Raw genomic sequence first — 23,538 nt, forward strand, 5'->3', positions numbered from 1 at the left:
TGATATAAGGTATGATAAACGAAGAGGATGAGGGGATTGCCGGCTTTGACCGGTAGTTCCCAGTGAAAATTTTTTGAGGAGATCAGGAGGATATTTTTTAATGAAAAATCTGATACCGAAGCGTGTGATGGAGTATATCATTATCACATTTGCTGTTGTTCTGATGGATGTGGGGATTTATGTGTTTAAGTTTCCGAATAATTTTTCCTTTGGTGGTGTTTCGGGTATGGCGGTTGTGTTTTCGCATTTTATTCCGATGACGTCTGCGCAGATCAACCTGGTGATCAATCTGATTTTGCTGGTGATCGGGTTTATTGTTCTTGGCCGGGATTTTGGAGTGAAGACGGCTTATGTTACGGTTGTTTCTTCTTTGCTTCTGAATGTGTTTGAGAAGGTTTTTCCTATGGACAGAGCGCTGACGGGGAATATTATGCTGGAGCTTTGCTTTGCGATCATTTTGCCAGCGTTGGCTGCGGCGCTGCTGTTTTTTGAGAATGCTTCGGGTGGTGGCACGGATATTGTGGCGATGATCATTAAGAAGTATTCTACGATGAATATTTCGGGTGCATTGTTTGCAGTGGATTGTGTGATCGTTGTTGTTTCGTTTATGGTGTTTGATCTTACTACGGGGCTTTGTTCTGTGTTGGGGCTTATGGCTAAGACGTTGATGATCGATAAGTCTATTGAGAGGATGAAGCTGAATAAGTATTTTACGATCATTTCCAGTAAGCCGGATGAGATCTGTGAGTTTATTATGAATGGGCTGGATCGGAGTGCTACGGTTTATCATGGGGAGGGTGTTTATTCGCATAAGGATAAGAAGATTATTCTGACGGTTGTTGATGTGAGACAGGCGGTGCTTCTGCAGAGGTTTATTGATGAGGTGGATCCGCAGGCGTTTTTGATGGTTACTAAGAGTAGTGAGGTTGTTGGGAAGGGGTTTATGAGTTATATTTGATGCGATCGTATGGGATTGTATGCTGATCGTAGGTGATTGTGTATGATTGTAAGCTGATGGAAATTAGGAGAGCGTTCTTTGCGGGCTGGATGGGCTGCGGGAGCGCTCTTTTTTGTGGTGGATGGTGGATGGCGGATGCCGGACGCCGGGGAGACGGGTGCCGGTTGGCTCCGGGCTTCGTCGGGGGCTGGCTTCTAGGCTGCCGGAATTCTGCTAAAACCGTTTTTAAAAAGTCCGAACTCGCGGCTTGCTGCCGCTCAGACAGCGGACTTTTTAAAAACAACGCAGATTTCCGCCAGCCAAGAATCAGCTCCCCTCCTGCAGAGTCGTAGCAAACCGGCACCCGTCTCCCCGGCTGTTCGGTTCCGGGCGGGAGGTAGTGGTGGGGGTGTGGGGCGACTGGCGGAAGTGGGGATTGATGAGGGCTGGAGGATTGAGTGGATTCCCGGGAGTTGGATGAGCCATCAGCGCTGCGCTGGATGGCTGGGAGGAAAGGCTGAGTTTCTTGTGGAAGCCATCGTCGCTGTGCTGGATGGCTGATTGGTGTGTGAAGGTTTTGTGAAAGGGGTTTGACAGGTGGGGGTTTTTATGGTAGGATACACACTTACGTAACAAATTTAATAAAAATGTAACAAAATGGCGAATGAGGAGCGTGGCGAAGTGGATTGTGAATGTCTGCCTGAATGGGTGGGTGCTGCTGCGTGGTTTTCTGAGAGGAGTTTTATTGTTTATGTTTTATAAGAAATTTGCTGCTGTTGTTCTGAGTGCTGTTCTTGTGGGTGTGGTTCCTTCTGTTGTTTTTGCGGATGTGGATGGTGTCAGTGCTGTGTCTGATGGAGATGTGGAGGAGCTTTCTATTGAGGATGATTTTTCGGATGGTGCGGATTCTATTTCTGCTTTTGCCAGTGCTCTGGCGGATAAGACGGTTTCTGAGGTTCAGGGGTATCAGGAGGCGAAGGCTGAGGCTGAGGTGATCGCACAGGAGAGGCTTGAGGCTGAAGCGGCTGCTGAGGCTGCGCGTAAGGCGGAAGAGGAGCGGAAGGCTGCTGAGGCTGCGCGTCTGGAGATGCGGCAGGGGATTGTGGATTTTGCGCTGCAGTTTGTGGGGAATCCTTATGTTTATGGCGGTACGAGTCTGACTAACGGGGCGGATTGTTCGGGGTTTGTGATGTCTGTGTTTGCGGAATTTGGGTATGAGCTTCCTCGTGTTGCTGCGGCTCAGTGTGCGGCTTCTGAGAAGAAGAGTGTTGCGGATATTGAGGCTGGTGATCTGGTTTTTTATGGTGAGGGTTGTATTGATCATGTGGCTCTTTATATTGGTGATGGCAAGATCGTTCACGCCAGTACAGCGGCTACAGGGATTAAGGTTTCCGACTATGATTACCGGACTCCGGCTGCGGTTGGTTCGTTTGTGGTTTAGGATATAGATACGGTTGATCTATAGATGTGAAATATAAACTGTCTGCGGAGATTTTTTGGCCGGGTTGGCTGAAAAATAGCTGCAGGCAGTTTTTTTGCAGAAAAATAGTGTATAATTTAACCGAATCAAGTAAGTCTCCTGCGGGTTGCGAAAAGCAATAAGCAGTGGGTGGGACTTGGAAAAAATTCAGAAAGGTTGTGGGGGTATGAATACGAAGGAAATCAGTGGCAGGCGGCAGATGGAGTTTTTGACAGGGTTTGATTTTGTCAGAGAAGCGGGTACTGCGGGGGAAGTGAAGGCGGCGAAGATGATCCGTGATACTTTGGACAGCTTCGGAGTGAAGAATCGGATGGAGGAGTTTGATTTTTGGGGCTTTCGGATCAACAGAGCGGTGCTTAAGGTTGTGGAGCCTTATCAGAAGGAGTATGTGGTGACAGGGTATGGAAGATGTGGAAATACTGGGGCAGAAGGTCTGAAAGCGGATTTTTTGTATGTGGAGAATGGAGATGCTGTCAGTCTTTCACGGGCGAAGGGTAAGATCGTTATGGTGAATGGCCGGGTGAGTGGTGATGTGTATCAGAGACTGGTGAGCGCCGGAGCTGTTGGTTTTATCAGTGTGGAGGGTTCTCCGCTGGATGAAGGAGTGGACAGGGTTCCCTGTCAGCGCAGCCTGCCGATGATCTTTCCGGGGGATGCAGCAGAAGAGACAGAAGGATTGTCGGAGTCTGCAGAGGATATTCACAAGATGCAGGAAAAATATAGTGGCAGGATTCCGGGGGCGAATCTTCATTATAAGGATGCAGTGGAGCTGGTGACGGAGGGTGCGTCTGAGGTGTGCTTAGTTGTGGAACAGGATGTGACGGCGTGCAGATCCCGTAATGTAGTGGCGAGGATCGAAGGTACGGATAAGAAAGATGAGATCTTGACGATTACGGCGCATTATGATTCGGTGCCGGAGGGACCGGGGGCCTATGATAATATGGCTGGGGCAGCGATCATCATGGAGCTTTGCAGATATTTTCAGCAGTATAGACCGCGCAGGACTATGGAATTTGTGTGGTTTGGTGCTGAGGAGAAGGGTTTGCTGGGCAGCCGGGATTATATCAGAGTTCATGAGAGTGAGCTTGGAGCGCATCGTTTTAATATGAATGTAGATCTGGCCGGGCAGCTGATCGGAGGAAATGTTCTGGGAGTGACGGGAGAGGCTTCTGTTTGTGATAAGCTTCTTGAGATCGCTGACGGAGCAGGGATCGGAGCGTCTGTGAAGAATCAGATCTGGGGAAGTGATTCCAATTCTTTTGCATGGAAGGGAATTCCGGCCATGACTCTGAACCGGGATGGTTTTGGCATGCATACCCGTTATGATACTATTGATCTGCTGTCTGCCTGGTCGCTGGAGAGAAGTGCAATCCTTCTGGGATGTATTGCAGATGAACTGGGGAATGCGGAGGTTTTCCCATTTGAGAGAAAGATGCCGGAGAAATTTATCGGAGAGCTGGATGAATATATGTGCAGATAGTAAAAATCTGATTTTATCTGCTCATAACTGGATATTTGTTATGGAACTGTGGGGACTTGTCTGTTTCGAGAAGAGTACAGACAAGTCCTCATAAGTTATTCAATATTTTCAATGTTTATTGACCTTTATAATTCCGCAAGGGAACATGTGGCTTTGAGTCAGGGGGATATTTGCAGCTTTGTAAGGGATTCCAGGAACAGGGGGCAAGCGGAGGTTCGCAATTGAACCAGTGGAATTACTTGATTTGATCAAAATACGATAAAACAATAAAAAATAATACAAAATAATTGACAGTAAGATATCGAACTGTTATACTGAAATCACAGGCTTTCCAGGGATCAATGCGCCGGATATTGTTTTGCGGAGTATTGATTTCTGGAACTTTTATCACAGAAAAATCAGGAATGAGGAGATAGGACCATGTTTACAGAAGAACGACAGAATGCAATAGAGAAATGTCTCCGCGAAAAAGGAAAAGTCAGGGTCAAAGAATTAAGCGAGATGTTTCAGGTTACGGAGGACTGTATCCGCAAGGATCTCAAGATTCTTGAAAATGCAGGCAGATTAAAGAGGACTTACGGCGGAGCGATCCTGTCACAGGAGTATCCTCTGGAGAGAAACGTAGTAGACAGGCGTATGTACAATCTTGATAAGAAGAAAGTGATCGCTGCGAAAGCCTTCAAGCTGATCAAAAATAACGAAACGATCTTTCTGGATGTTTCCACTACAAATATAGAGCTGGCAAGGCTTATCGCTTCGTCGGGTATGCATGTTGTGGTTGTCAGCAATATGATCGATATCCTGCAGATCCTTGCTGCGAATCCGTCCATCACGGCCATAGGCACAGGGGGAACTATGTACCGTTCGGTGAACGGATTTATGGGAGCTGCGGCCATTGAGGTGATCAAGCAGTACAGCTTTGACCGGGCATTTTTGGGAAGCTGTGGCGTGGATATGACAGATTTTGCAGTTACTACATCCGGAGTGGAGGATGGATTGACCAAGAAGGCGGCAGTGCAGAGTAGCAGACATAAATATGTGGTTATGGAGAGAGAGAAGTTTTATTTTAACGAATCTTATAAATATACACATTTTGATGATATCAGCGGGATCATTACCGATGAATTTCCGGATGATACCATTGTGAACATACTGAGGAATACCGGAGTGAAATTACTCTGAGCAGACAGTAATAAAGGGGGATTTTTACATGAAAGACTATATTCTGGAAACCTGTGTGGATTCTGTGGAATCCGCCATGGCAGCAGCCGAGGGTGGTGCGGACAGATTGGAGCTTTGCAGCAATCTGATCATCGGGGGGACAACTCCCGGCCCATGGCTTTTTGAGGAAATAAGGAAGCGTTCAGATATCCGGATCCATGCGCTGATCCGTCCGCGGTTTGGAGATTTCTGTTATACAGATGCGGAATTTTCTATGATAAGGAATGCCGTAAAGGATTTCCGCAAAATGGGAGCGGAGGGTGTTGTAATAGGTATCCTGAAACCGGATGGCACCTTGAATATGGAACAGATGCAAGAGCTGATGGATGCGGCGGGAGATATGTCTGTTACGCTGCACAGGGCTTTTGATGTGTGCGCAGATCCGATCGAGGCTATGGAACAGGCAATCTCGCTGGGAATCGATACGATCCTTACCTCCGGACAGAAGAATACCTGCCTTCAGGGTGCGGAGCTTTTGAAGGAACTGGAAACCAGGAGTCAGGGACGTATCACCATCCAGGCGGGGAGTGGCGTCGGTGCGGAAGTGATCCGCCAGCTTTATCCTCTTACCGGGATCAAGGCTTATCATATGAGCGGCAAGGTTGTAACGGACAGTGCGATGCAGTTTCGCAAGGAAGGTGTCAATATGGGACTTCCGACATTCAGTGAATATGAGATATGGCGTACAGATATTGAAAATGTTCGTGCTGCAAAGAAAGTTCTGGAGGAATTATAATGGCTGAGGGGAAGATTTTTCTGAAAGAAAACCGTGATCGGATTGAAAAAAAATATCGGGAGCAGGTGATGGGGTTACCGCAGGCTTTTGCGGAGATTGATAAAAAGCTTGCGGAATGCACAGACGAAGTGGCTCTGGCGTGCAAATATTTATATGCGTTCATGCCGTACAGTGATATCGGAAATTACGCGTTTGAAGTATTTCTGGATTATGCGGAGAATGGCGTACATTTATGGAAGGAAAACTCCGGGGTGGCAGAGCTACCGGAGGAAATCTTTTTGAATTATGTGCTGTTTCATAGAGTAAATGAGGAGGAGATCGCACCCTGCCGTACATTTTTCCGCAGGGAGATCGGAGAGAGAACTGAGGGAATGAGCTTCCGGGAAGCTGCCCTGGAGGTGAACTACTGGTGTGCACAGGAGGCTACCTATCATTGTACAGATGATCGTACCCTGTCTGCACTTGCCGTATACCGCAGAGGAAACGGAAGATGCGGAGAGGAATCTGTATTTACCGTTAATGCATTGAGAAGTGTTGGTGTACCTGCCCGTCAGGTATATGCACCAAAGTGGTCTCATTGTGATGACAATCATGCCTGGGTGGAAATCTGGTGTGATGGAAGCTGGTATTTTCTGGGAGCCTGTGAGCCGGAGGAGATCCTGAATAAGGGATGGTTTACCAACGCTTCCTCAAGGGCTATGATGGTCCATTCAAGAGTTTTTGATACCAGGATCCCGGAGGGAGAAGTGATCGGCAAAGATGGTATGGTGACTATGCTCAACGAGCTGAAACGATATGCACTGACAAAAGAGATCACTGTGTCCGTAAAGGATTCACATGGAAAACCGGCAGAAGGTGCAGAAGTTTCTTTTGAGGTGCTGAATTATTCGGAATATGCCCCGATCGCAGAACTGAAAACCGACAGTCTGGGAAAAGTCAGCCTGACAACAGGGCTTGGAAGTATTCATATTTCTGCAAGGATGTATGCAGATGGAGAATGGCTGCATGCAGAAAACAGCATGGATACAAAAACAGAGGATTGTTGTGAGATCTGTCTGATGCCCGTAGGAAAGGAAAAGGGTATTTTTTATGAGGAGTGGACGGAAATCGATATGATCGCACCTCATGATGCACCTGTAAATAAAGATATGCCAACACCGGAGCAGAAGGAAAGAGGCAGCAGACGTCTGGCAGAGGCAAACGCTTACAGGGAACAGAAGGTAAGAAACCTGAGCAATCCGGAGTGTCGGAAATTCCTGGAAAAAGAAACCGGAGATTCTTCAATGAGAAAAAAACTCCTTGAAGTCCTCACAGAGAAAGACAGAACAGACTGTATCAGCCAGGTTCTGGAGGAGCATCTGAAATTTGCATTGCCGTATGAAAAAAACATGGATGCAGATATTTTTGTACCATATGTACTGAACCCGAGAGTTGACGATGAAGTTTTGCAGAAATACAGAAAAGCGATCCTTGAGCAGCTGTCGGAAGAAGAGAAAAATATGCTGCAAAAGGATCCGGCAAAGATTCGGAAATGGATTGAGGATAAGATCATTTCCAGCCCGGAGAAAGAACGCAGCAGTGTGATCACCACGCCGTCCGGATGTCTGAAAACGGGAACAGGAAGCATTCTGTCAAAGAAGATCCTTTTTGTGGCAATGGCGAGAACGCTGGGAATTCCGGCACGCCTGAACCCTCATGACCGTTCCATGGAGTATATGAAAAACGGAAAATTCATCCCGGTATCTGCGGAAACGGAGAAAAACGCATCGATTCTTCTGAAGGCAAGTGAGGATATACAGTGGAAATATTTCCAGAACTGGAGCATTGCAAAACTGGAAGCCGGAAAATATATCACACGGAAGCTGGAAGCCGAAAATTTCAGAGATCAGATGATGAAGCTGCCGCTGGAAGCGGGAAATTACAGGATCCTTACCTCAAATAGACTGCCAAATGGAAATATATTTGCAGCGGAATATTGTTTTGAGGTTCAGATCGGAGAAATGAAGAGGGTGGAGCTGGCATTTCGGAATGCAAACCTGGAAGACATGCTGGAGAATATTTCTATACCGGAATTTACTCTCAGAAAAGAGGATGGAAGCACCGTGAAGGCGTCAGAACTGACGGCAGATGGGAAGCATATCCTGGCGTTTCTGGAAGAGGAGAAAGAACCGACGGAGCATATCTTAAATGAGATGATGGAGCAGGAAGAAGCTTTTTCCCGATATGCGAATAGGATCATTTTTGTAGTAAAAAGCAAAAAAGCGCTGGAGACCCCTACCCTTTCAAGAGCACTGGGTAAGCTTGGAAATGTTCAGATCTTATATGATGATTTTTCAGAGATCATCAATACACTGGGAAGAAGAATGTACGTAGATCCGGATAAGCTTCCGCTGATCATTGTGACAAACGGAAGTCTGAATGGGATCTATGCAACCAGCGGATACAATGTGGGAACCGGAGATATGCTGCTGAGACTGCTGTGACAGATATAACGGATATATACAGAAGGAACACAGGCCGTATCATCGACTGTGTCGGTGACGGTCTGTGCCCCCTGTAAAAGCTGTGAAATTATTGCAGTGGTTCAGATGCTCAGAATATGCGGGCAGATCGGAATGAAAATGCCTGTTGTGCTTCCCGAAATTGCCGTAATAAAAGTTGCTTTGCATTACTTAGCATCAGAAAAGAGATCACGCACGGAATCCCGGTAGATACATTCTGGCTTCAGGCGTATCGTCCTTGGAAAATCACTGTAGTCTCCGTTCATTCTGCGAAGCAGCAGATCACAGGCCTGCTCTGCCAGACCGGTCAGCGGCTGACGGACAGCGGTCAGCTGAGGAGAAAGCAGCATGGACAGTTCAAAATCATCAAAGGAGACAACAGACAGGTCTTCCGGGATCCGGATGCCAAGGCTGTAGATCGCTTCATAAATACCGAGGCATAGTGTATAGTTCGCAGAAAATACGGCAGTCGGACGTTCCGGAAGATTCCATAATTTCTGCATTGCCTGATATCCAAAGTCGTTTGCGTAATTTTCAGCGATGATATAATCGGGGTTAACAGGAATATCGTAGTCTTCCAGTGCCCGGAGATAGCCTTTTTTTCGTTCGCATGCGGTATAGGATGCAGGAGAACCGGTGACAAGGGCGATCTTCTGATGCCCCATTTTTATCAGATGCTCCACGATCTCATAGGCTCCGGAGGTACAGCTGGTCTGTACACAGTCTGTACGGTGGAAATGGCTGTGTTCTTCCAGCTCCACAACAGGGATTTTGGCGTGTTCCACAGCAGAACAGATGTCCTGGTTCAGACTGAAAGAGGTAATGATAAGGCCGTCGATCCCAGAACGGAGCATGTGAGGGACGAATTTATTGACATGATCCTTATATTTGTCGCCGCTCATAAATGTGAGAGAATAACCGTGAGCGCGCATGGTGTTTTCTATTTTGCTCAGAAGAAAAGCATTATGCGGAGTATTGGGAGGACCGGATACCAGACCGATACGGTAAGTCTTGGAGGAACGAAGTCCCCGGGCCGTATTTCGTGGAACGTAATTCAGTTTCCGGATCGCTTCGTCGATCTGCTTTTTGTTTTGCGGCCGTACAGTTCCGCCGTTGATATATTTTGAAATGGTGGCCAGTGCCAGACCGGTTTCTCTGGCAATGTCCTTGATGGTTGCACTCATAAATCAATCCTTTCCGGATGCTGTACTGTTGTGTTCGGACAGGTCTTTTACAGAGCGCCGCGGGTGGAATACAACATCCAGCATGTCTATTTTTGGAAAATCCGTATAGTCTCCATGGATCCTTTTTAAAAGTAATTCCACAGCATGTTTCCCTATGCTTGTCAGATCCTGTGAGACACAGGTCATAGCCGCACTCATGGTCTTGAAAAGCGGATCATCGTCAAAGCACACAAAGGAAATATCCTGAGGAACGGAAATCCGTGCCTGGCTGGCAGCGCTTAAACCACCCATTGCGGAGAGATAGCAGTCAAAAAAAACAGCAGTAGGGGGATCGGAAGAATCAATAAGCTTCTGGAAATGCAGGTTGCTTTGGGTGATCGTTTCTGCAGTGGAACCAAAGGAAACAGGGGGGAAAGAATCCTGCTGCTTCAGAAGGTCAATGCCATTTTTCTGATATACATCCACAAAGCCCTGGATCCGCTGCTCGATGGTGTAGGCGTCCAGATACTGTTCCATGATCCAGACCTTTGTGTGGCCTTTTTCCAAAAGGTGCTCTGCCAGCAGTGCACCGCCTTTGTAATTATCAGAAATGACACAGTCTACAGGAAAATGTCTCATGGAAGCAGGAATCTGATCGAGCAGTACAACCGGTATGCCAGCATTCTGTAAAAGCTGGTACAGGTCATCATGCCAGCAGGATGGGAGCATGATAACTCCGTCAAAGTGCTGGGAGATAATATCCTGTATCGTATCGATCTCCTTCTGATGTTCAAAAAAGAAGGAACAGACAATAACTGTATAGCCATGATCTGTGAAATGCTTGATAATGGAGTTGACAAGCTCGCCCCAGAAATAATTACCAAGATCTGAGATCAGGATACCGATGGTATGTGTGTTTTTGGCACGGAGAAGCTGGGCATTCCGGTTTGGGGTATATCCAAGCTCCTGAATTGCCTTTTCTATAAGGATACGATTTTCTTCCCGTATTTTTTTGTGGTTTATATATTTGGAGATCGTTGCGGTGGACAGGCCTGTCGCACGGGCGATATCATTGATTGTAACGTTCATGTAAAGCCTCCGGTTCTGATGCATTTACAGATAATATAGTATTTTCATATTATATCATGAAAAAGAAAATGCCTCAACACACAAGGCATTTTTTACACATAAAGTATCAGAAAAAACGAGTGTATTGTACATAAAATTGATAAAAATGAAACGTTTAACAAAACCTGATACGAAAAAATACACAAAAACAAGACGGAATAATTGTAAAAAATAGGAAAAATGATTTTTGCCCTATGATTTTACTTGAAAAGCTGCTTCGGATGCGGTAAGATAGTCTTAACAAAAAACGAAACGTTTTACGTAACAAGAAAATCAGCTATACGAAACAAGGAGAAGGTTATGGCAGACACAAAGCAGCAGTGGTATAAAGATGCCAAATACGGATTATTCATCCATTGGGGACTTTATTCCATCCTTGCAGGAGAGTGGAAAGATCCGAAGACCGGCGAGGTCACCAAGACAGACCGTATCGCAGAGTGGATCGAGAACAATCTCAACATTGACAAGGAAGATTACAGAAAGCTGAAAGATGAGTTCCATCCGGACAAATTTGACGCGGACATGTTTGTGAAAAGAGCGAAAGAGCAGTGGGGTGTTAAATATATCGTTCTTACTTCCAAGCATCACGAGGGATTCGCAATGTACGATTCCAAAGTCAGTGATTTTAATGTAGTGAAGGCTGCAGGAAGAGATATCTTAAGAGAGCTTTCCGATGCTTGTAAGAAATATGACATGACAATGGGTATCTATTATTCACAGGCTCAGGACTGGGATGATGACAATGCCTATAAGAAGGATTACGAAGACAAGAACGAATGGAAGCCGGAATTCCGTACATACTTCGATGAGAAATGCAAGCCGCAGTTAAAAGAGCTTCTTGAGAATTACGATAACATTTCCCTGATCTGGTTTGATACTCCGATGGGAATGACCGCAGACGAAGCTCAGGAATTAAGAGACTGGGTTAAGGGTATTAAGCCTGACTGCATCATCAGCGGACGTATCGGACACCAGAAGGGCGATTACATGACCACCGGTGATAACTTTATCCCACGTCTTCCATACGACGGTGACTGGGAAGTACCGGCAACTGTAAATGATACATGGGGTTATAATAAATACGATACAAACTGGAAGAATCCGGATGATATCCTGAACCTTCTTCTCAAGATCGTCGGCAGAGGCGGAAATTACCTGCTGAACGTAGGACCAATGGCAGACGGAACTGTTCCGGAAGCTTGTGTCGAGGTTATGAATGAGGTTGGTAAATACGTGACTGAGAATGCGGAAGCAATTTACGGAACCAAGAATGTTGGTATCTATCCGTATGAGATCCCGAGCATTGAATTTACAAAGAGACCACATAAGCTTTACGTACATGTACTTGCACCGAGATATCGTGTTGAGTTACTGAACATCGGTAACCAGTTAAAGGGTGCATATGTGGTAAGCACAGGAGAAAAGCTTCCGTGCCGCGCATTAAAGTGCTGCGAAGGAAACTCGATGATAGAGGTAGAGCTTCCGGAGAAGCTTCAGGGGGCAAAGAACTACTGTGTATGCCTGGAGCTTGAGGAAGAAGAGCCGATCTTTGAGGCGATCATCGATTGATCAATTTATGAACATCAATGGGAAAACTATATAATAAAAAATCATATTAAGGGAGGATTTATTCATGAAGAAACGAATGAAAAAAGTTGCAACACTGTGTCTCGCCGGTGTAACAGCAATGTCAACAGTAGGCGTAACAGGAAGCGCCGTATTTGCAAAAGGTGACACAAACTACGATGTAGACAATATGGATTTTGAAAACGTTGAGCTTCGTGTAGCATTCAGATTTAACAACGGATCTGATACAGACGGACAGGCTAAATGGTATTACAAAGCACTTGAAGAGTTCAATAAAGAGAACGAAGGAAAGATCCATGTAACAGATGAGAGTATTTCTACAGAGTCTGATTACGAAGAGAAGCTTACAACAGATTTCGCTTCCGGTAATGTACCGAACGCATTCCTTCAGTATGGCGGAAGCCGTACAAGAGAGTATGTAGATGCAGGATATATACTGGATCTGACACCATACTTTGAACAGTATCCGGAATGGAAAGAGGGAGTTCAGGATTTTGCATGGGAGACAACACAGTTTGACGGCATTGAAGGAACCTATGGTATTCCGTGGTCCGCTTATCAGCTCTGTCTCTACTACAACAAAGATTACCTTGATCAGGTTGGCGTAGATGTTCCGGAGTCCTGGGATGATCTTGTTGATGCCTGCGCAAAATTAAAAGATGCAGGAATCCAGCCATTCAACTACTCTGACAAAGATAACTATCACTTCGAGCATCTGATGAGTGCTCTTGCTCTGAAAGCTTACGGAACAAGCATCGCAGATGATCTTGCAAGCGACAAAGAGGCTTACAACGGCGAGAAGATGGTTGCAATCTATCAGAAGATGAAAGATATGATTGATGCAGGATACTGGGGAGACGGAATCCTCAGCACAGACTTCAACACAGAGAGAAATATGTTCGAGGCAGGAAAAGCTGCATTCACAGTTGACGGAACATGGAACTGCGGTAACTTCCAGAATGACTCCGATACAACTCTCTTCGATGCTCAGAAGATCGGTGTTACAAGAATTCCTTATATCGACGAAGCAAACAAGACTGTAGAGATGGGCGGCGGTTCTGATACATACTACATCACTACATTAAACAAGAGCGATGAGGAAATCGCAGCAACTGTTAAATTCATCAAATACCTTACAAGTGTAGATTCCATCAACGAAATGTGCAAATCCAGCCCGACAACATATGCTGAGAAGGTTACGATTGATACAGGTAACTATCTGCTTGACGATGTAAATGCGATCATGGCTGAGAATACAGAGTCTAAACTTGAGATTCCTACATATGACAGCAACACAGCAGCTATGGATACAATCCGTAATTCTCTTCAGGCATTAGCGACAGGCGCAAGTGCACAGGAAGTTGGAGACGATATCGTTGACAAAATGTCTGCTTACGAATAAAGAGAATTTTGACTGAACGCATGATGTGTGGATAAGAGAAACAGGGGGAAGCATCATCTGCTTCCCCTTGTTTATTACGGAGGTATACATATGGCAGGTAAATCTGTACCAAAGGTAAAACAGAAGCTGGATAAAAAAGATCTTACGCTTTCTTTAGCGTTCCTTCTTCCGGCAATTTTAATAACTGTTATTTTTGTCATCTACCCTGTTTTTGATACCGTAGGCTTATCATTCCGTAAATGGAACGGTATGTTTGGTGCGGCAAAGCAATGGGTAGGACTTGAGAACTATCAGAAGATTTTTTCAGATAAGCTGTTCTGGAATGCAATGCTCAACAGTGTGTACTTTATGATCGGTGGTTTCGTTATCCTGATGCCGCTTTCATTTGGTCTCGCAATGCTGGTAACTGCAAAGATCAAGGGAACCGGATTCTTCAGAACCTGCTACTTCCTTCCGAATATGTTAGGAACAACAGCAGTAGCCCTGATGTGGACATTTATGTTAAATCCGAACTTTGGTATCTTTAATACCATTGAAAATATTTTCGGCCTTCATGGTACGATCCCTGATGTGCTGACGATAAAGACTGTAAACGTCTGGATCGTTGTTCTGGTAAACGAATGGATGTATGCCGGATATAACATGCTGATCTTTGCAGCTGGTCTGGTGGCGATCCCTGATGAGTTAAATGAGGCTGCAGCGCTGGATGGTGCTACAGGATGGCAGAGGATCCGCTATATCATCCTTCCTCTGATGAAAAACTCCTTCAAGGTATTCTCTATTTTGTGTATTACAGGATGTCTGAAAGTATTCGATATCATCTGGGCAATGACAAGAGGAGGCCCGAACGATATCAGCTCCACACCTTCAATCATGCTTTATACACAGGGATTCTCCTATAAGCTGTTCGGACGAAGCAGTGCATACGGCGTTATTCTGTTAGTGCTGGGTGTTGTGCTGAGTCTTGTGACCAATCATTTGTTCCGTGAAGATAAAGATCTTGCAATGTAGGCGGAAGGAGAAGAGACGATATGGAAAAAACAGCTAATAAACAGAAAATGCATGGAGGAAAGATAGCGCTGTACATTATCGCGATCCTGTGGACAGTTGTTACACTGTTTCCGGTAGTAGTGACCGTAATGGCTTCCTTCAAAACAAACTCAGAGATTTACCTGAACCTGTTAAGCTTCCCTAAGAAGATTATGTTCCAGAACTATATCAGCGCAAACAAAACAGCGGATGCATTGAATACCATCAAGAACTCCCTGGTTGTAGCGACTCTGACAACTGTATTTAATACTGTAGTCGGAATGATGGCAGCATACATCTTATCAAGAAAAGATTACAAATTCCTGAAATGGGTATATGTATTCTTCATGATCGGAGTAATGGTTCCGGTTCACTGTACACTGATCCCGATCAACAACATTGCAACAGCATTAAATGCAAAGAACAACCTGTTCTTCCTGATCCTGATCTATGTTGCGTTTGGTATGTCCCAGGCGATATTCCTTTATACAGGATTCATGGATGGAATCTCCAGGAACCTGGATGAGGCGGCGATCATTGATGGATGTAACAACTGGCAGCTGCTGTGGAAGATCCTTTTCCCTGTTTGCAAGCCGATCATCGCAACAGAGGCGATCTTCGTATTCATCTATGGATACAGTGAACTTGTATTCTCCATGATCCTGATGACAGATACCAAATATTTCACAGTTTCACGTGCGATGCTGAACTTCTCTTCTGCACATACACAGGAGATCGGAAGTCAGTTTGCATATGTAGTAATGTCCGTAATTCCGATGCTTATCATTTACATCGTGTTCCATAAACAGATTGAAAAAGGTATGCTTTCCGGAGCTATCAAAGGCTGATGCTTTTAATCTAAACAGGAGGAAAAAATCATGTATCAGTTTGACAGAAAAGAATATGAAAAACGTATGGAGTGGTACCAGGATGCCCGTTTTGGAATGTTTATCCACTGGGGATTATATTCTATCCCTGCAAGAGGCGAGTGGGTACGAAGCGTAGAGGAAATACCTGAGGAAGAATATCTTCCGTTTATGAAAGAATTTGATGCAAGAGACTACAACCCGAAGCAGTGGGCAAAAGAGGCCAAGGCTGCAGGTATGAAATATGTAGTCCTGACAGCAAAACATCACGACGGCTTCTGCTTATTTGACAGTAAATACACAGACTACAAGGTAACAAACACACCGGCAGGAAGAGACCTGATCAAGGAGTATGTAGAGGCACTTCGTGAGGAAGGCCTTAAGGTTGGAATCTATTTCACACTGCTTGACTGGCATCATCCGGATTATCCGCATTACGGAGACCGTATCCATCCGATGAGAAACCACAAAGAGTGCGGAAATGAGAACCGTGATTTCTCACGTTATACAGAATATCTGTATAATCAGGTAGAAGAGATCTGTACAAACTACGGACAGATCGATATCATCTGGTTTGATTTCTCCTACGACGATATGAGAGGGGAAAAATGGGGCGCAACAAAGCTGATCAACATGGTGCGCAGCTTACAGCCGCAGGTTATCATCGATAACCGTCTGGAAGCCAGCGGAGAGGGAAGAGGATCCCTGTATGAGTGTGATCCGACACCGTACCATGGCGATTTTGTAAGCCCTGAGCAGATCATCCCGCCGGAAGGAATCTGCGATAAGGAAGGCAACCCGATGGTCTGGGAAGCATGCTTCACCATGAACAACAACTGGGGATACTGTGCAAACGACCATTATTACAAACCGGCTTCCATGCTGATCAAGAAGCTGGTAGAGTGTGTTTCCAAGGGTGGAAATATGATCCTGAACGTAGGACCGGATGCCAAAGGTAAATTCCCGAAGGAATCTTCTGCGATCCTGGCTGAGATCGGTCGCTGGATGGATAAGAATCATGACAGTATCTACGGCTGTGTACCGGCTGAAAACATTCCGAAGCCGGATTACGGACGTATCACCAGAAACGGAAACAAATACTATGTGCATATTTATGAGAATACACTGGGACCACTTCCGCTTCTGGGATTTGATAAGGATAAGATCGTGAAGGTGCGTGCACTGGATGACGGACATGAGGTGCCAATCTCCAACGCATGGATGCACAGCGATTACCCGGATATCGCATTCGTTGATCTGGGACCTGACCCGGTACTTCCGGACCCGGTAGACTATGTTCTCGAAGTAGAGATGGCTGAGTAAAAAAACGAATCAATAATAAAAAAGAACGACAGGAAAAGCAGGAGTTATGTGAATCTCAGTTATCCGGTTGTTCTTTTTTACCATAAGGAGAAGGGAAAAGATTATGATCATTTATACAGGAAAAGATTACTATGACGTAAGTAGAAAAGCGGCAAACATCATGTCTGCACAGATCATCATGAAGCCAAACGCTGTTCTCGGACTTGCTACAGGCTCCACACCGGTGGGAATGTACAAGCAGCTGATCGAGTGGTACAAAAAAGGAGATCTGGACTTTTCGCAGATCACATCCGTAAATCTTGATGAATACAAAGGACTTTCCGGAGACAACGATCAGAGTTATCGTTATTTTATGAACACAAATCTGTTTGACCATGTAAATATCGATAAGGCAAGAACCTATGTGCCAAACGGACTGGAAGAGGACAGTGAGAAAGCCTGTGCGGATTACAATGAGATCATCCGCAGCGTGGGTGGTATCGATATGCAGCTGCTTGGAATCGGCGGAAATGGCCACATCGGCTTCAACGAGCCGGGTGCAGCATTTGAGAAGGAGACTCACTGCGTAGACCTTACGGAGAGCACCATCAAGGCAAATGCAAGATTCTTTGAGACTATGGATGATGTGCCGAAGCAGGCATATACCATGGGTATCAAAAACATCATGACTGCAAAGAAAATCCTTCTGGTCGCTACCGGAGAGGCAAAGGCAGATGCCCTTTACAAATCTCTCTACGGACCGATCACGCCCAACGTGCCGGCATCTATCCTGCAGCTTCACCCGGATGTGACGGTAGTGGCCGATGAAGGCGCTTTAAAGCTGATCCGTGAGAAGGGACTGCTGTAAGATAAATATCTGCCTGATCAAAAGAAAAAGCTTCGATCCAATTCTCATTGTGAGAAAGGACCGGAGCTTTTTTTGATACTTTCCGGACGTATTTTGAGAACGGCTGGAAACATGCAGATGAAGGAATCAGCAGCCCCAAAATACCATTATGGCAATATGCACAAAACTTGTCGAACCATGGTGGATAAGTGAAAAACTTTCCAAAAAGTTTTCCACATGACAAAAATCCGCAAATCCGCCAATAATCAAGTTATGCACAAATTTATCCACATTATCCACAAGGATAACCATGTGGATGACCTGATTTACATAAATAAATTTAAACATATGTTTTGTGTAAAATGATAAAATTGTAAAAAATGGGAAAAAAGTTTTTAAAACTATTGACATTTTTAAATTCTAAATATCATAAAATTTATTGCAAAAAAGACATAATATAAAAGAATAAAAACAAATAATCAGATAATAATAAATGAATTCTTGAAAAACTAATCTATTTAAAAGAGGGACTATCGGATGTATGGAAATGAGGATAAAAAAGAACAGTGCCCAGTTAAAACGATCACTGCAAGGTGTTGAAAAGTCATTTTCAGGTGTGGATAAATGTGGATAACCAAAAAATCCTCCGCAGAACCGGAAAGATCTGCGGAGGATTTTTTTAACTATTTTGTTTCATACGTTTGATCACCTTCAGACGAGTAAACTCTTCACGCTCTTTTTCTTCCAGAGCATTGGTGATATCTCTGGTGAGAGTTTCGTATCTGGGGATGGTGATGTTTTTCAGCGCATTGGCACGCTTCTGGGTTTTTTTGATGTTGGTGGCAAGACGGATGGCGGCGTTTTCGATCATGGAGAGCTGGATGGACAGCTCCTTTACACGCTCGAAGGCTGCCTTGGCCTCGTCCAGGGACAGCTTGGTGCTGTAGTAGGCGTAGGTCGGCGTGTTGCCTGCTTTTTTGTCATATTCCACAAGAGGGATCTCGGTTCCCATGACACTCCTGGTTTTGATCCGGATGGAATCTTCCACAGGAACGGTATGAGAGATCTGGTCTACGAAAGCGATTCCAATTTCCATATTTGCCTTCTGAAGAGCCGCATAAGCGGTACGGAAGGTCTCATCGATCTGGGACTGGATATCCTTTGCCTGATCGATCAGCTCCATCATTTCACGGATCAGGATATTACGCTTTTTGTCCATAAGCTCATAGCCCTGTTTGGAAAGAGCCAGAGAGTTTTTTGCAAGTATGAGATTTCCCTTGGTGGGAAAGGTATTCGGATCCATAAAATCACCTCACTAACGGACGGTTTCTCTGTAATACTGATCCAGAACTTTGGTATCGATACGGTCGAGCTCTTCTCTTGGAAGAAGGCCAAGAAGCTCCCAGCCCTTATCCAGAGTTTCGATGATGCTTCGATTCTCTGTTTCTGACTGTCCTACAAATTCTGCCTCGAAGGCTTTTCCGAATACAAGGTACTGCTTATCCAGCGGAGAAAGCTCATCCTCACCGATAACGGATGCCAGAGCTCTTGCATCGCCTACCTTTGCGTAGCAGGAGAAGAGCTGGTTGGCAACATCCTGATGATCAGCACGTGTGAAGCCTTCACCGATACCGTCCTTCATCAGACGGGACAGGGATGGCAGAACATTGATCGGCGGATAGATCGCCTGACCGTGAAGCTGGCGGTCCAGTACGATCTGGCCTTCTGTGATATATCCGGTAAGGTCGGGGATCGGGTGTGTGATGTCGTCGTTTGGCATGGTCAGGATTGGGATCTGGGTTACAGAACCGGTGCCGCCACGGACGATTCCCGCACGCTCGTAAAGGGTTGCAAGCTCACTGTACAGATATCCGGGATAACCCTTTCGGGAAGGGATCTCACCCTTGGAGGAGGAAACCTCTCGCATGGCCTCACAGAAGGAGGTGATATCAGTCAGGATTACCAGGATATGCATGCCTTTTTCAAAAGCAAGATACTCAGCGGCAGTGAGGGCGATCTTCGGTGTCAGAAGACGCTCTACAACCGGATCGTTTGCAAGGTTCAAAAACATCACAACGTGGTCGGACGCACCGCTTTCTTCGAAGGTCCTGCGGAAGAATTCCGCTACGTCGTATTTCACACCCATTGCTGCAAAAACAATGGCGAATTTTTCATCGGAGTCTGCTCCCAGGGAAGCCTGCTGAACGATCTGTGCAGCCAGCTTATCATGTGGAAGACCGTTACCGGAAAAGATCGGAAGCTTCTGGCCGCGGATCAGTGTGGTCAGTCCGTCAATAGCGGAGATACCGGTGTTGATATAGTTTCGTGGATATTCACGGGTTACCGGATTCAGCGGAAGCCCGTTAATGTTCAGGCTGACCTCCGGTGTGATCTCGCCAAGCCCGTCAATGGGCTGGCCGATACCGTTAAAGGTACGTCCCAGGATCTCAGGAGAAAGCCCGATCTCCATAGGATGTCCGGTAAGACGTGTGTGTGTATTGCCGAGGGACATATTGTCAGTTCCCTCAAAAACCTGGATAACGGCCTTGTCCTCATAGATTTCCACGATACGGCCGATCTTCTGGGTGCCGTCCTCCATGTGGAATTCCACGATCTCCTCGTAAGATGCGTTTTTTACACCCTCAAGGACAACAAGAGGGCCGTTTATTTCACTCAGGCCAAGATATTCGATTGCCATAAACTGATCCCTCCTTTAACCGTTTCTTTCCAGTACATTGTCGTAGAAGCGGTCGATATCTTTATGATATTCATCAAAACGCTCCAGCTCTTTGTTTGGAACTTCGTATTTGATGGCGATGATACGTTCAAAGATCTTATCCTCTTTCAGTACGGAAACCGGCATGCCACGGTTTACAAGAGCACGGCATTTCTCGTAGAGATAGAGGATGGTTTCCATCATCAGGAACTGTTTTTCCATAGGAACACTGGTGTCTTCCTGGTGGAAAGCGTTCTGCTGCAGGAAACCCAGACGGATGACTCTGGCGATCTCCAGCGTCAGTTTCTGGTCATCCGGAAGAACGTCGCTTCCGATCAGTTTGACGATTTCCATAAGAGAACTTTCCTGATTGAGGATTGCCATGATCTGGTTTCTGTCGTAGACGAATTTCGGGGAAACATGCTCTCTGTACCAGGGAGTCAGGTCCTCCAGATATTCGCTATAACTGGTCAGCCACTGGATAGCAGGGAAATGGCGGGCATAGGCAAGGGCCTTGTCCAGTCCCCAGAAGCAGCGGACAAATCGTTTCGTATTCTGTGTAACAGGCTCGGAGAAATCACCACCCTGAGGGGAAACTGCACCGATAATGGATACGGAACCCTCTGTTCCGTTCAGGTTCTGCATCATTCCCGCGCGCTCATAGAAGGCGGAAAGCTTACTTGCCAGATATGCAGGGAAGCCTTCCTCTGCAGGCATCTCCTCCAGACGTCCGGAAAGCTCACGGAGAGCCTCGGCCCATCGGGATGTGGAGTCTGCCATGATTGCTACATCATAACCCATATCACGGTAATATTCCGCAAGTGTAACACCTGTGTAGATGGAAGCCTCACGGGCTGCAACCGGCATGTTGGAGGTGTTGGCGATCAGTGTGGTACGGTCCATCATCAGGTTTCCGGATTTCGGGTCGATCAGTTTGCTGAAGTCCTCGAGAACCTGTGTCATCTCGTTTCCACGCTCGCCGCAGCCGATATAGATGATGATATCTGCGTCAGACCACTTGGCGATCTGGTGCTGTGTCATGGTTTTTCCTGTTCCGAATCCACCGGGAACTGCGGCAGTGCCTCCCTTGGCAATAGGGAAAAGGGTATCCAGGATTCGCTGACCGGTAAGGAGTGGAACGCTGGCCGGGAAACGCTTGTAGGTCGGTCGTGGAACACGGATCGGCCATTTCTGGGCAAGTGCCAGTTCTTTTTCAGTTCCGTCATCAAGGCGGATGGTAACAATGGGCTCCAGAACGGTATAGGCACCGTCAGGAGCTGCATGGATAACGGTTCCGTGTGTGATCGTGGGCGGAACCATGGATTTGTGAAGGATGGAGGCGGTTTCCTGTGTCTCGGCAATAACCGTGCCTGCACCGATGACGTCACCTTCCTTTACGGTAATGTGGGTTTCCCATTTTTTTTCTGTGTCAAGAGAGTCAACGCTGACACCACGGGAAATATATTTTCCAGAGGCCTGGGCAATCTCTGCCAGAGGTCTCTGGATACCATCAAAAATATTGTGGATGATTCCCGGACCAAGGAGAACGGAAATAGCGTCTCCTGTTCCGATAACAGTTTCTCCGGGTTTCAGCCCTGTAGTTTCCTCAAAAACCTGTATGGTCGTCATATGTTTCTTAAGACCGATGACTTCTCCAACCAGTTTTTCGGGGCCTACATAGACCATCTCGGAGATCTTGAAGCCGGTGTCGCCCTTGAGGTAGATAACAGGACCGTTAACACCGTAGATAATACCTGTTTTACTCATGTGCTGGACCTCCGTCAAATTTGAATTCTCTGTAAGCTGCCTGATAGCCTTCCTCAAAGGAATTGTCGATGAGGATATTTTTTTCAGGGATTATCGCCTTGATCCCGCCGATAAAGGATTCATCGGAAACCTTCAGCGGGAAACCGGTCTTTACAGTGAGAGACTTCAGACGGGGTTCATCTTCTTTTGAAAGATAGATCTGGATCTCATCGTGTTCCGCGAAGCAGACAGCTTCCTCGATCTTTGTACAAAGATATTCTTCATAGCGGGGAGATTCCATGAATTTCAGGATCTGTACCCGGACATCTGCAAAAAGTTTTTCTTTTAAGCGGCTCTGTCTGGCAGTCCAGTTTCGCCGGATGTGAAGCTGCTCTGCGGAAAGTGCCTTGTTGATCTCACGCTTTGCGTTTGCGATCTCGGCTTTGCGGGAACTGGCAGCATTTCCCAGAGACATTTTTTTATGTTCCTCCAGTGCGGCATCCAGGGCTTCCTTGTGTTCCCGGACATCTTTTTCCGCCTGACGGCGTGCTTCGTCCACGGAGGTGTCATAGAAGTGTGTAAGCTTCTCTTCAATTGTCATAATATCACCTGCCTATAATTTTAATCCGATGGCCTCATTTACATAAGATGTAATGAAATCAGGTCTGCGGCCGGTACCATGTCTGTCAGGAATTTCAATGATGAGAGGTGTTTTGTGATGAAGCTTGACATCATCAATGATCTCAGGAAACTCCCGGCCGAATTTTTCGGTCAGGAGTATGATTCCAATCTCTTTGTCTGCGATGGTGCGCTCCAGAGCTTCCTTCAGCTCGTCGTGCTTATGAACGATCACACCCTCTACACCGGCCAGTCTCATTCCTGTCAGAGTATCAATATTGTCACTGATCAGATACATTTTCATATCAAAGTTTACCCAGGATCATGAAGGAGATGATCAGTCCATAAAGAGCAACACCTTCGGCAAGACCTACGAAGATAAGAGATTTACCAAGGATGCTCTGATCCTCACTGATCGCTCCAAGTGCTGCGCTTGCCGCACTGGCAACGGCAATACCACCACCGATACAGGAAAGTCCGGTAACAAGTGCTGCTGCGATGTAACCCATACCTGTTGCAAGGCCTGCGTCAGCGCCTGTAGCAGCCTGTACGGAAGCTCCGCCTGCAAATGTTACTGCAATGGCAACAAGCATGATCCCGAAGAAGAAAAAGGCGTTGACACCAAGAGCTGTTTTGTAGCGGCCGCGGCTTTTTTCGCCGAGAAGATAATAACCAAATGGAAGAATGATGCTGAGTACAAGTGCAACTGCGATTGTGATCTGTGTAATGACTGTCATGATGATGACCTCCTTAATATTCGTTTAATTGAATGCCCGGAT

General features: G+C 46.0%; 20 protein-coding genes. 12 read left to right on the plus strand and 8 right to left on the minus strand.

Annotated elements, in window-relative coordinates; all coding sequences use genetic code 11:
• Positions 1–100 precede the first annotated feature (100 nt).
• The 6 genes from DW694_RS00080 (at position 101) to DW694_RS00105 (ending at position 8,337) form a co-directional block, all read left to right on the plus strand.
• Positions 101–958 carry a YitT family protein gene (locus DW694_RS00080; RefSeq protein ID WP_118752339.1) on the plus strand — a complete coding sequence of 286 codons (858 nt, stop codon included), beginning with the start codon at positions 101–103 and terminating at the stop codon, positions 956–958.
• 730 nt (positions 959–1,688) lie between these two features.
• Positions 1,689–2,378, plus strand: coding sequence for a C40 family peptidase (locus tag DW694_RS00085; RefSeq protein ID WP_118752340.1), 690 nt, complete (start codon positions 1,689–1,691; stop codon positions 2,376–2,378).
• Positions 2,379–2,583: 205 nt separating this feature from the next.
• Positions 2,584–3,897: a M28 family metallopeptidase gene (locus tag DW694_RS00090; protein ID WP_118752341.1), complete on the plus strand. Its 1,314-nt coding sequence runs from the start codon at positions 2,584–2,586 to the stop codon at positions 3,895–3,897.
• 420 nt (positions 3,898–4,317) lie between these two features.
• The gene (locus tag DW694_RS00095; RefSeq protein WP_015525379.1) at positions 4,318–5,079 is read left to right on the plus strand and encodes a DeoR/GlpR family DNA-binding transcription regulator; all 762 of its coding nucleotides are present in this window, start codon (positions 4,318–4,320) and stop codon (positions 5,077–5,079) included.
• 28 nt (positions 5,080–5,107) lie between these two features.
• On the plus strand, positions 5,108–5,854 hold the full coding sequence (locus DW694_RS00100; RefSeq protein WP_118752342.1) for a copper homeostasis protein CutC: 747 nt from the start codon (positions 5,108–5,110) through the stop codon (positions 5,852–5,854).
• On the plus strand, positions 5,854–8,337 hold the full coding sequence (locus DW694_RS00105; RefSeq protein WP_118752343.1) for a transglutaminase domain-containing protein: 2,484 nt from the start codon (positions 5,854–5,856) through the stop codon (positions 8,335–8,337). The genes DW694_RS00100 and DW694_RS00105 overlap by 1 nt, the downstream gene beginning before the upstream one ends.
• Before the next feature lie 185 nt (positions 8,338–8,522).
• On the opposite strand, the gene DW694_RS00110 is transcribed toward DW694_RS00105, so the two are convergent.
• On the minus strand, positions 8,523–9,539 hold the full coding sequence (locus DW694_RS00110; RefSeq protein WP_118752344.1) for a LacI family DNA-binding transcriptional regulator: 1,017 nt from the start codon (positions 9,537–9,539) through the stop codon (positions 8,523–8,525).
• A gap of 3 nt (positions 9,540–9,542) precedes the next feature.
• Positions 9,543–10,607, minus strand: coding sequence for a LacI family DNA-binding transcriptional regulator (locus DW694_RS00115; protein WP_118752345.1), 1,065 nt, complete (start codon positions 10,605–10,607; stop codon positions 9,543–9,545).
• A 243-nt stretch (positions 10,608–10,850) separates the two neighbouring features.
• Here DW694_RS00115 and DW694_RS00120 point away from each other — a divergent pair, with 243 nt between their 5' ends.
• The 6 genes from DW694_RS00120 (at position 10,851) to nagB (ending at position 17,700) form a co-directional block, all read left to right on the plus strand.
• A complete protein-coding gene (locus tag DW694_RS00120) occupies positions 10,851–12,215 on the plus strand; it encodes an alpha-L-fucosidase (protein ID WP_227945571.1) in 1,365 nt (454 codons plus the stop codon).
• 64 nt (positions 12,216–12,279) lie between these two features.
• Positions 12,280–13,635, plus strand: coding sequence for an extracellular solute-binding protein (locus DW694_RS00125; protein WP_059086268.1), 1,356 nt, complete (start codon positions 12,280–12,282; stop codon positions 13,633–13,635).
• A 90-nt stretch (positions 13,636–13,725) separates the two neighbouring features.
• Positions 13,726–14,646 (plus strand): sugar ABC transporter permease, encoded by a 921-nt coding sequence (locus tag DW694_RS00130; RefSeq protein ID WP_044962507.1) that lies wholly within the window; start codon positions 13,726–13,728, stop codon positions 14,644–14,646.
• Between the two features lie 20 nt (positions 14,647–14,666).
• Positions 14,667–15,512, plus strand: a complete 846-nt coding sequence (locus DW694_RS00135; RefSeq protein ID WP_021653145.1) for a carbohydrate ABC transporter permease — start codon at positions 14,667–14,669, stop codon at positions 15,510–15,512.
• Positions 15,513–15,542: 30 nt separating this feature from the next.
• Complete coding sequence (locus DW694_RS00140) at positions 15,543–16,853, plus strand: alpha-L-fucosidase (protein WP_021653144.1); 1,311 nt, start codon at positions 15,543–15,545, stop codon at positions 16,851–16,853.
• Positions 16,854–16,956: 103 nt separating this feature from the next.
• Positions 16,957–17,700: a glucosamine-6-phosphate deaminase gene (gene nagB / locus DW694_RS00145; RefSeq protein ID WP_015525385.1), complete on the plus strand. Its 744-nt coding sequence runs from the start codon at positions 16,957–16,959 to the stop codon at positions 17,698–17,700.
• Between the two features lie 658 nt (positions 17,701–18,358).
• On the opposite strand, the gene DW694_RS00150 is transcribed toward nagB, so the two are convergent.
• Genes DW694_RS00150 through DW694_RS00175 form a run of 6 tightly spaced genes read right to left on the minus strand, consistent with a single transcriptional unit; the run spans position 18,359 to position 23,496 of the window.
• Positions 18,359–18,982, minus strand: a complete 624-nt coding sequence (locus tag DW694_RS00150) for a V-type ATP synthase subunit D (RefSeq protein ID WP_059086266.1) — start codon at positions 18,980–18,982, stop codon at positions 18,359–18,361.
• Between the two features lie 12 nt (positions 18,983–18,994).
• Complete coding sequence (locus tag DW694_RS00155; protein WP_015525388.1) at positions 18,995–20,377, minus strand: V-type ATP synthase subunit B; 1,383 nt, start codon at positions 20,375–20,377, stop codon at positions 18,995–18,997.
• A 15-nt stretch (positions 20,378–20,392) separates the two neighbouring features.
• Complete coding sequence (locus DW694_RS00160; RefSeq protein WP_118752346.1) at positions 20,393–22,162, minus strand: V-type ATP synthase subunit A; 1,770 nt, start codon at positions 22,160–22,162, stop codon at positions 20,393–20,395.
• Entirely contained in the window at positions 22,155–22,742 is a 588-nt protein-coding gene (locus DW694_RS00165; RefSeq protein ID WP_118368531.1) for a V-type ATP synthase subunit E, read from the minus strand. Before DW694_RS00165 ends, DW694_RS00160 begins: the two co-directional genes overlap by 8 nt.
• A 12-nt stretch (positions 22,743–22,754) precedes the next feature.
• The gene (locus DW694_RS00170) at positions 22,755–23,063 is read right to left on the minus strand and encodes a V-type ATP synthase subunit F (RefSeq protein WP_118368530.1); all 309 of its coding nucleotides are present in this window, start codon (positions 23,061–23,063) and stop codon (positions 22,755–22,757) included.
• 1 nt (position 23,064) lies between these two features.
• Positions 23,065–23,496 carry an ATP synthase subunit C gene (locus DW694_RS00175; protein ID WP_015525392.1) on the minus strand — a complete coding sequence of 144 codons (432 nt, stop codon included), beginning with the start codon at positions 23,494–23,496 and terminating at the stop codon, positions 23,065–23,067.
• Positions 23,497–23,538: the final 42 nt, after the last annotated feature.

The sequence above is a fragment of the Ruminococcus sp. AM26-12LB genome (assembly GCF_003480785.1).
GTDB classification, from domain to species: Bacteria; Bacillota; Clostridia; order Lachnospirales; family Lachnospiraceae; genus Blautia_A; species Blautia_A fusiformis.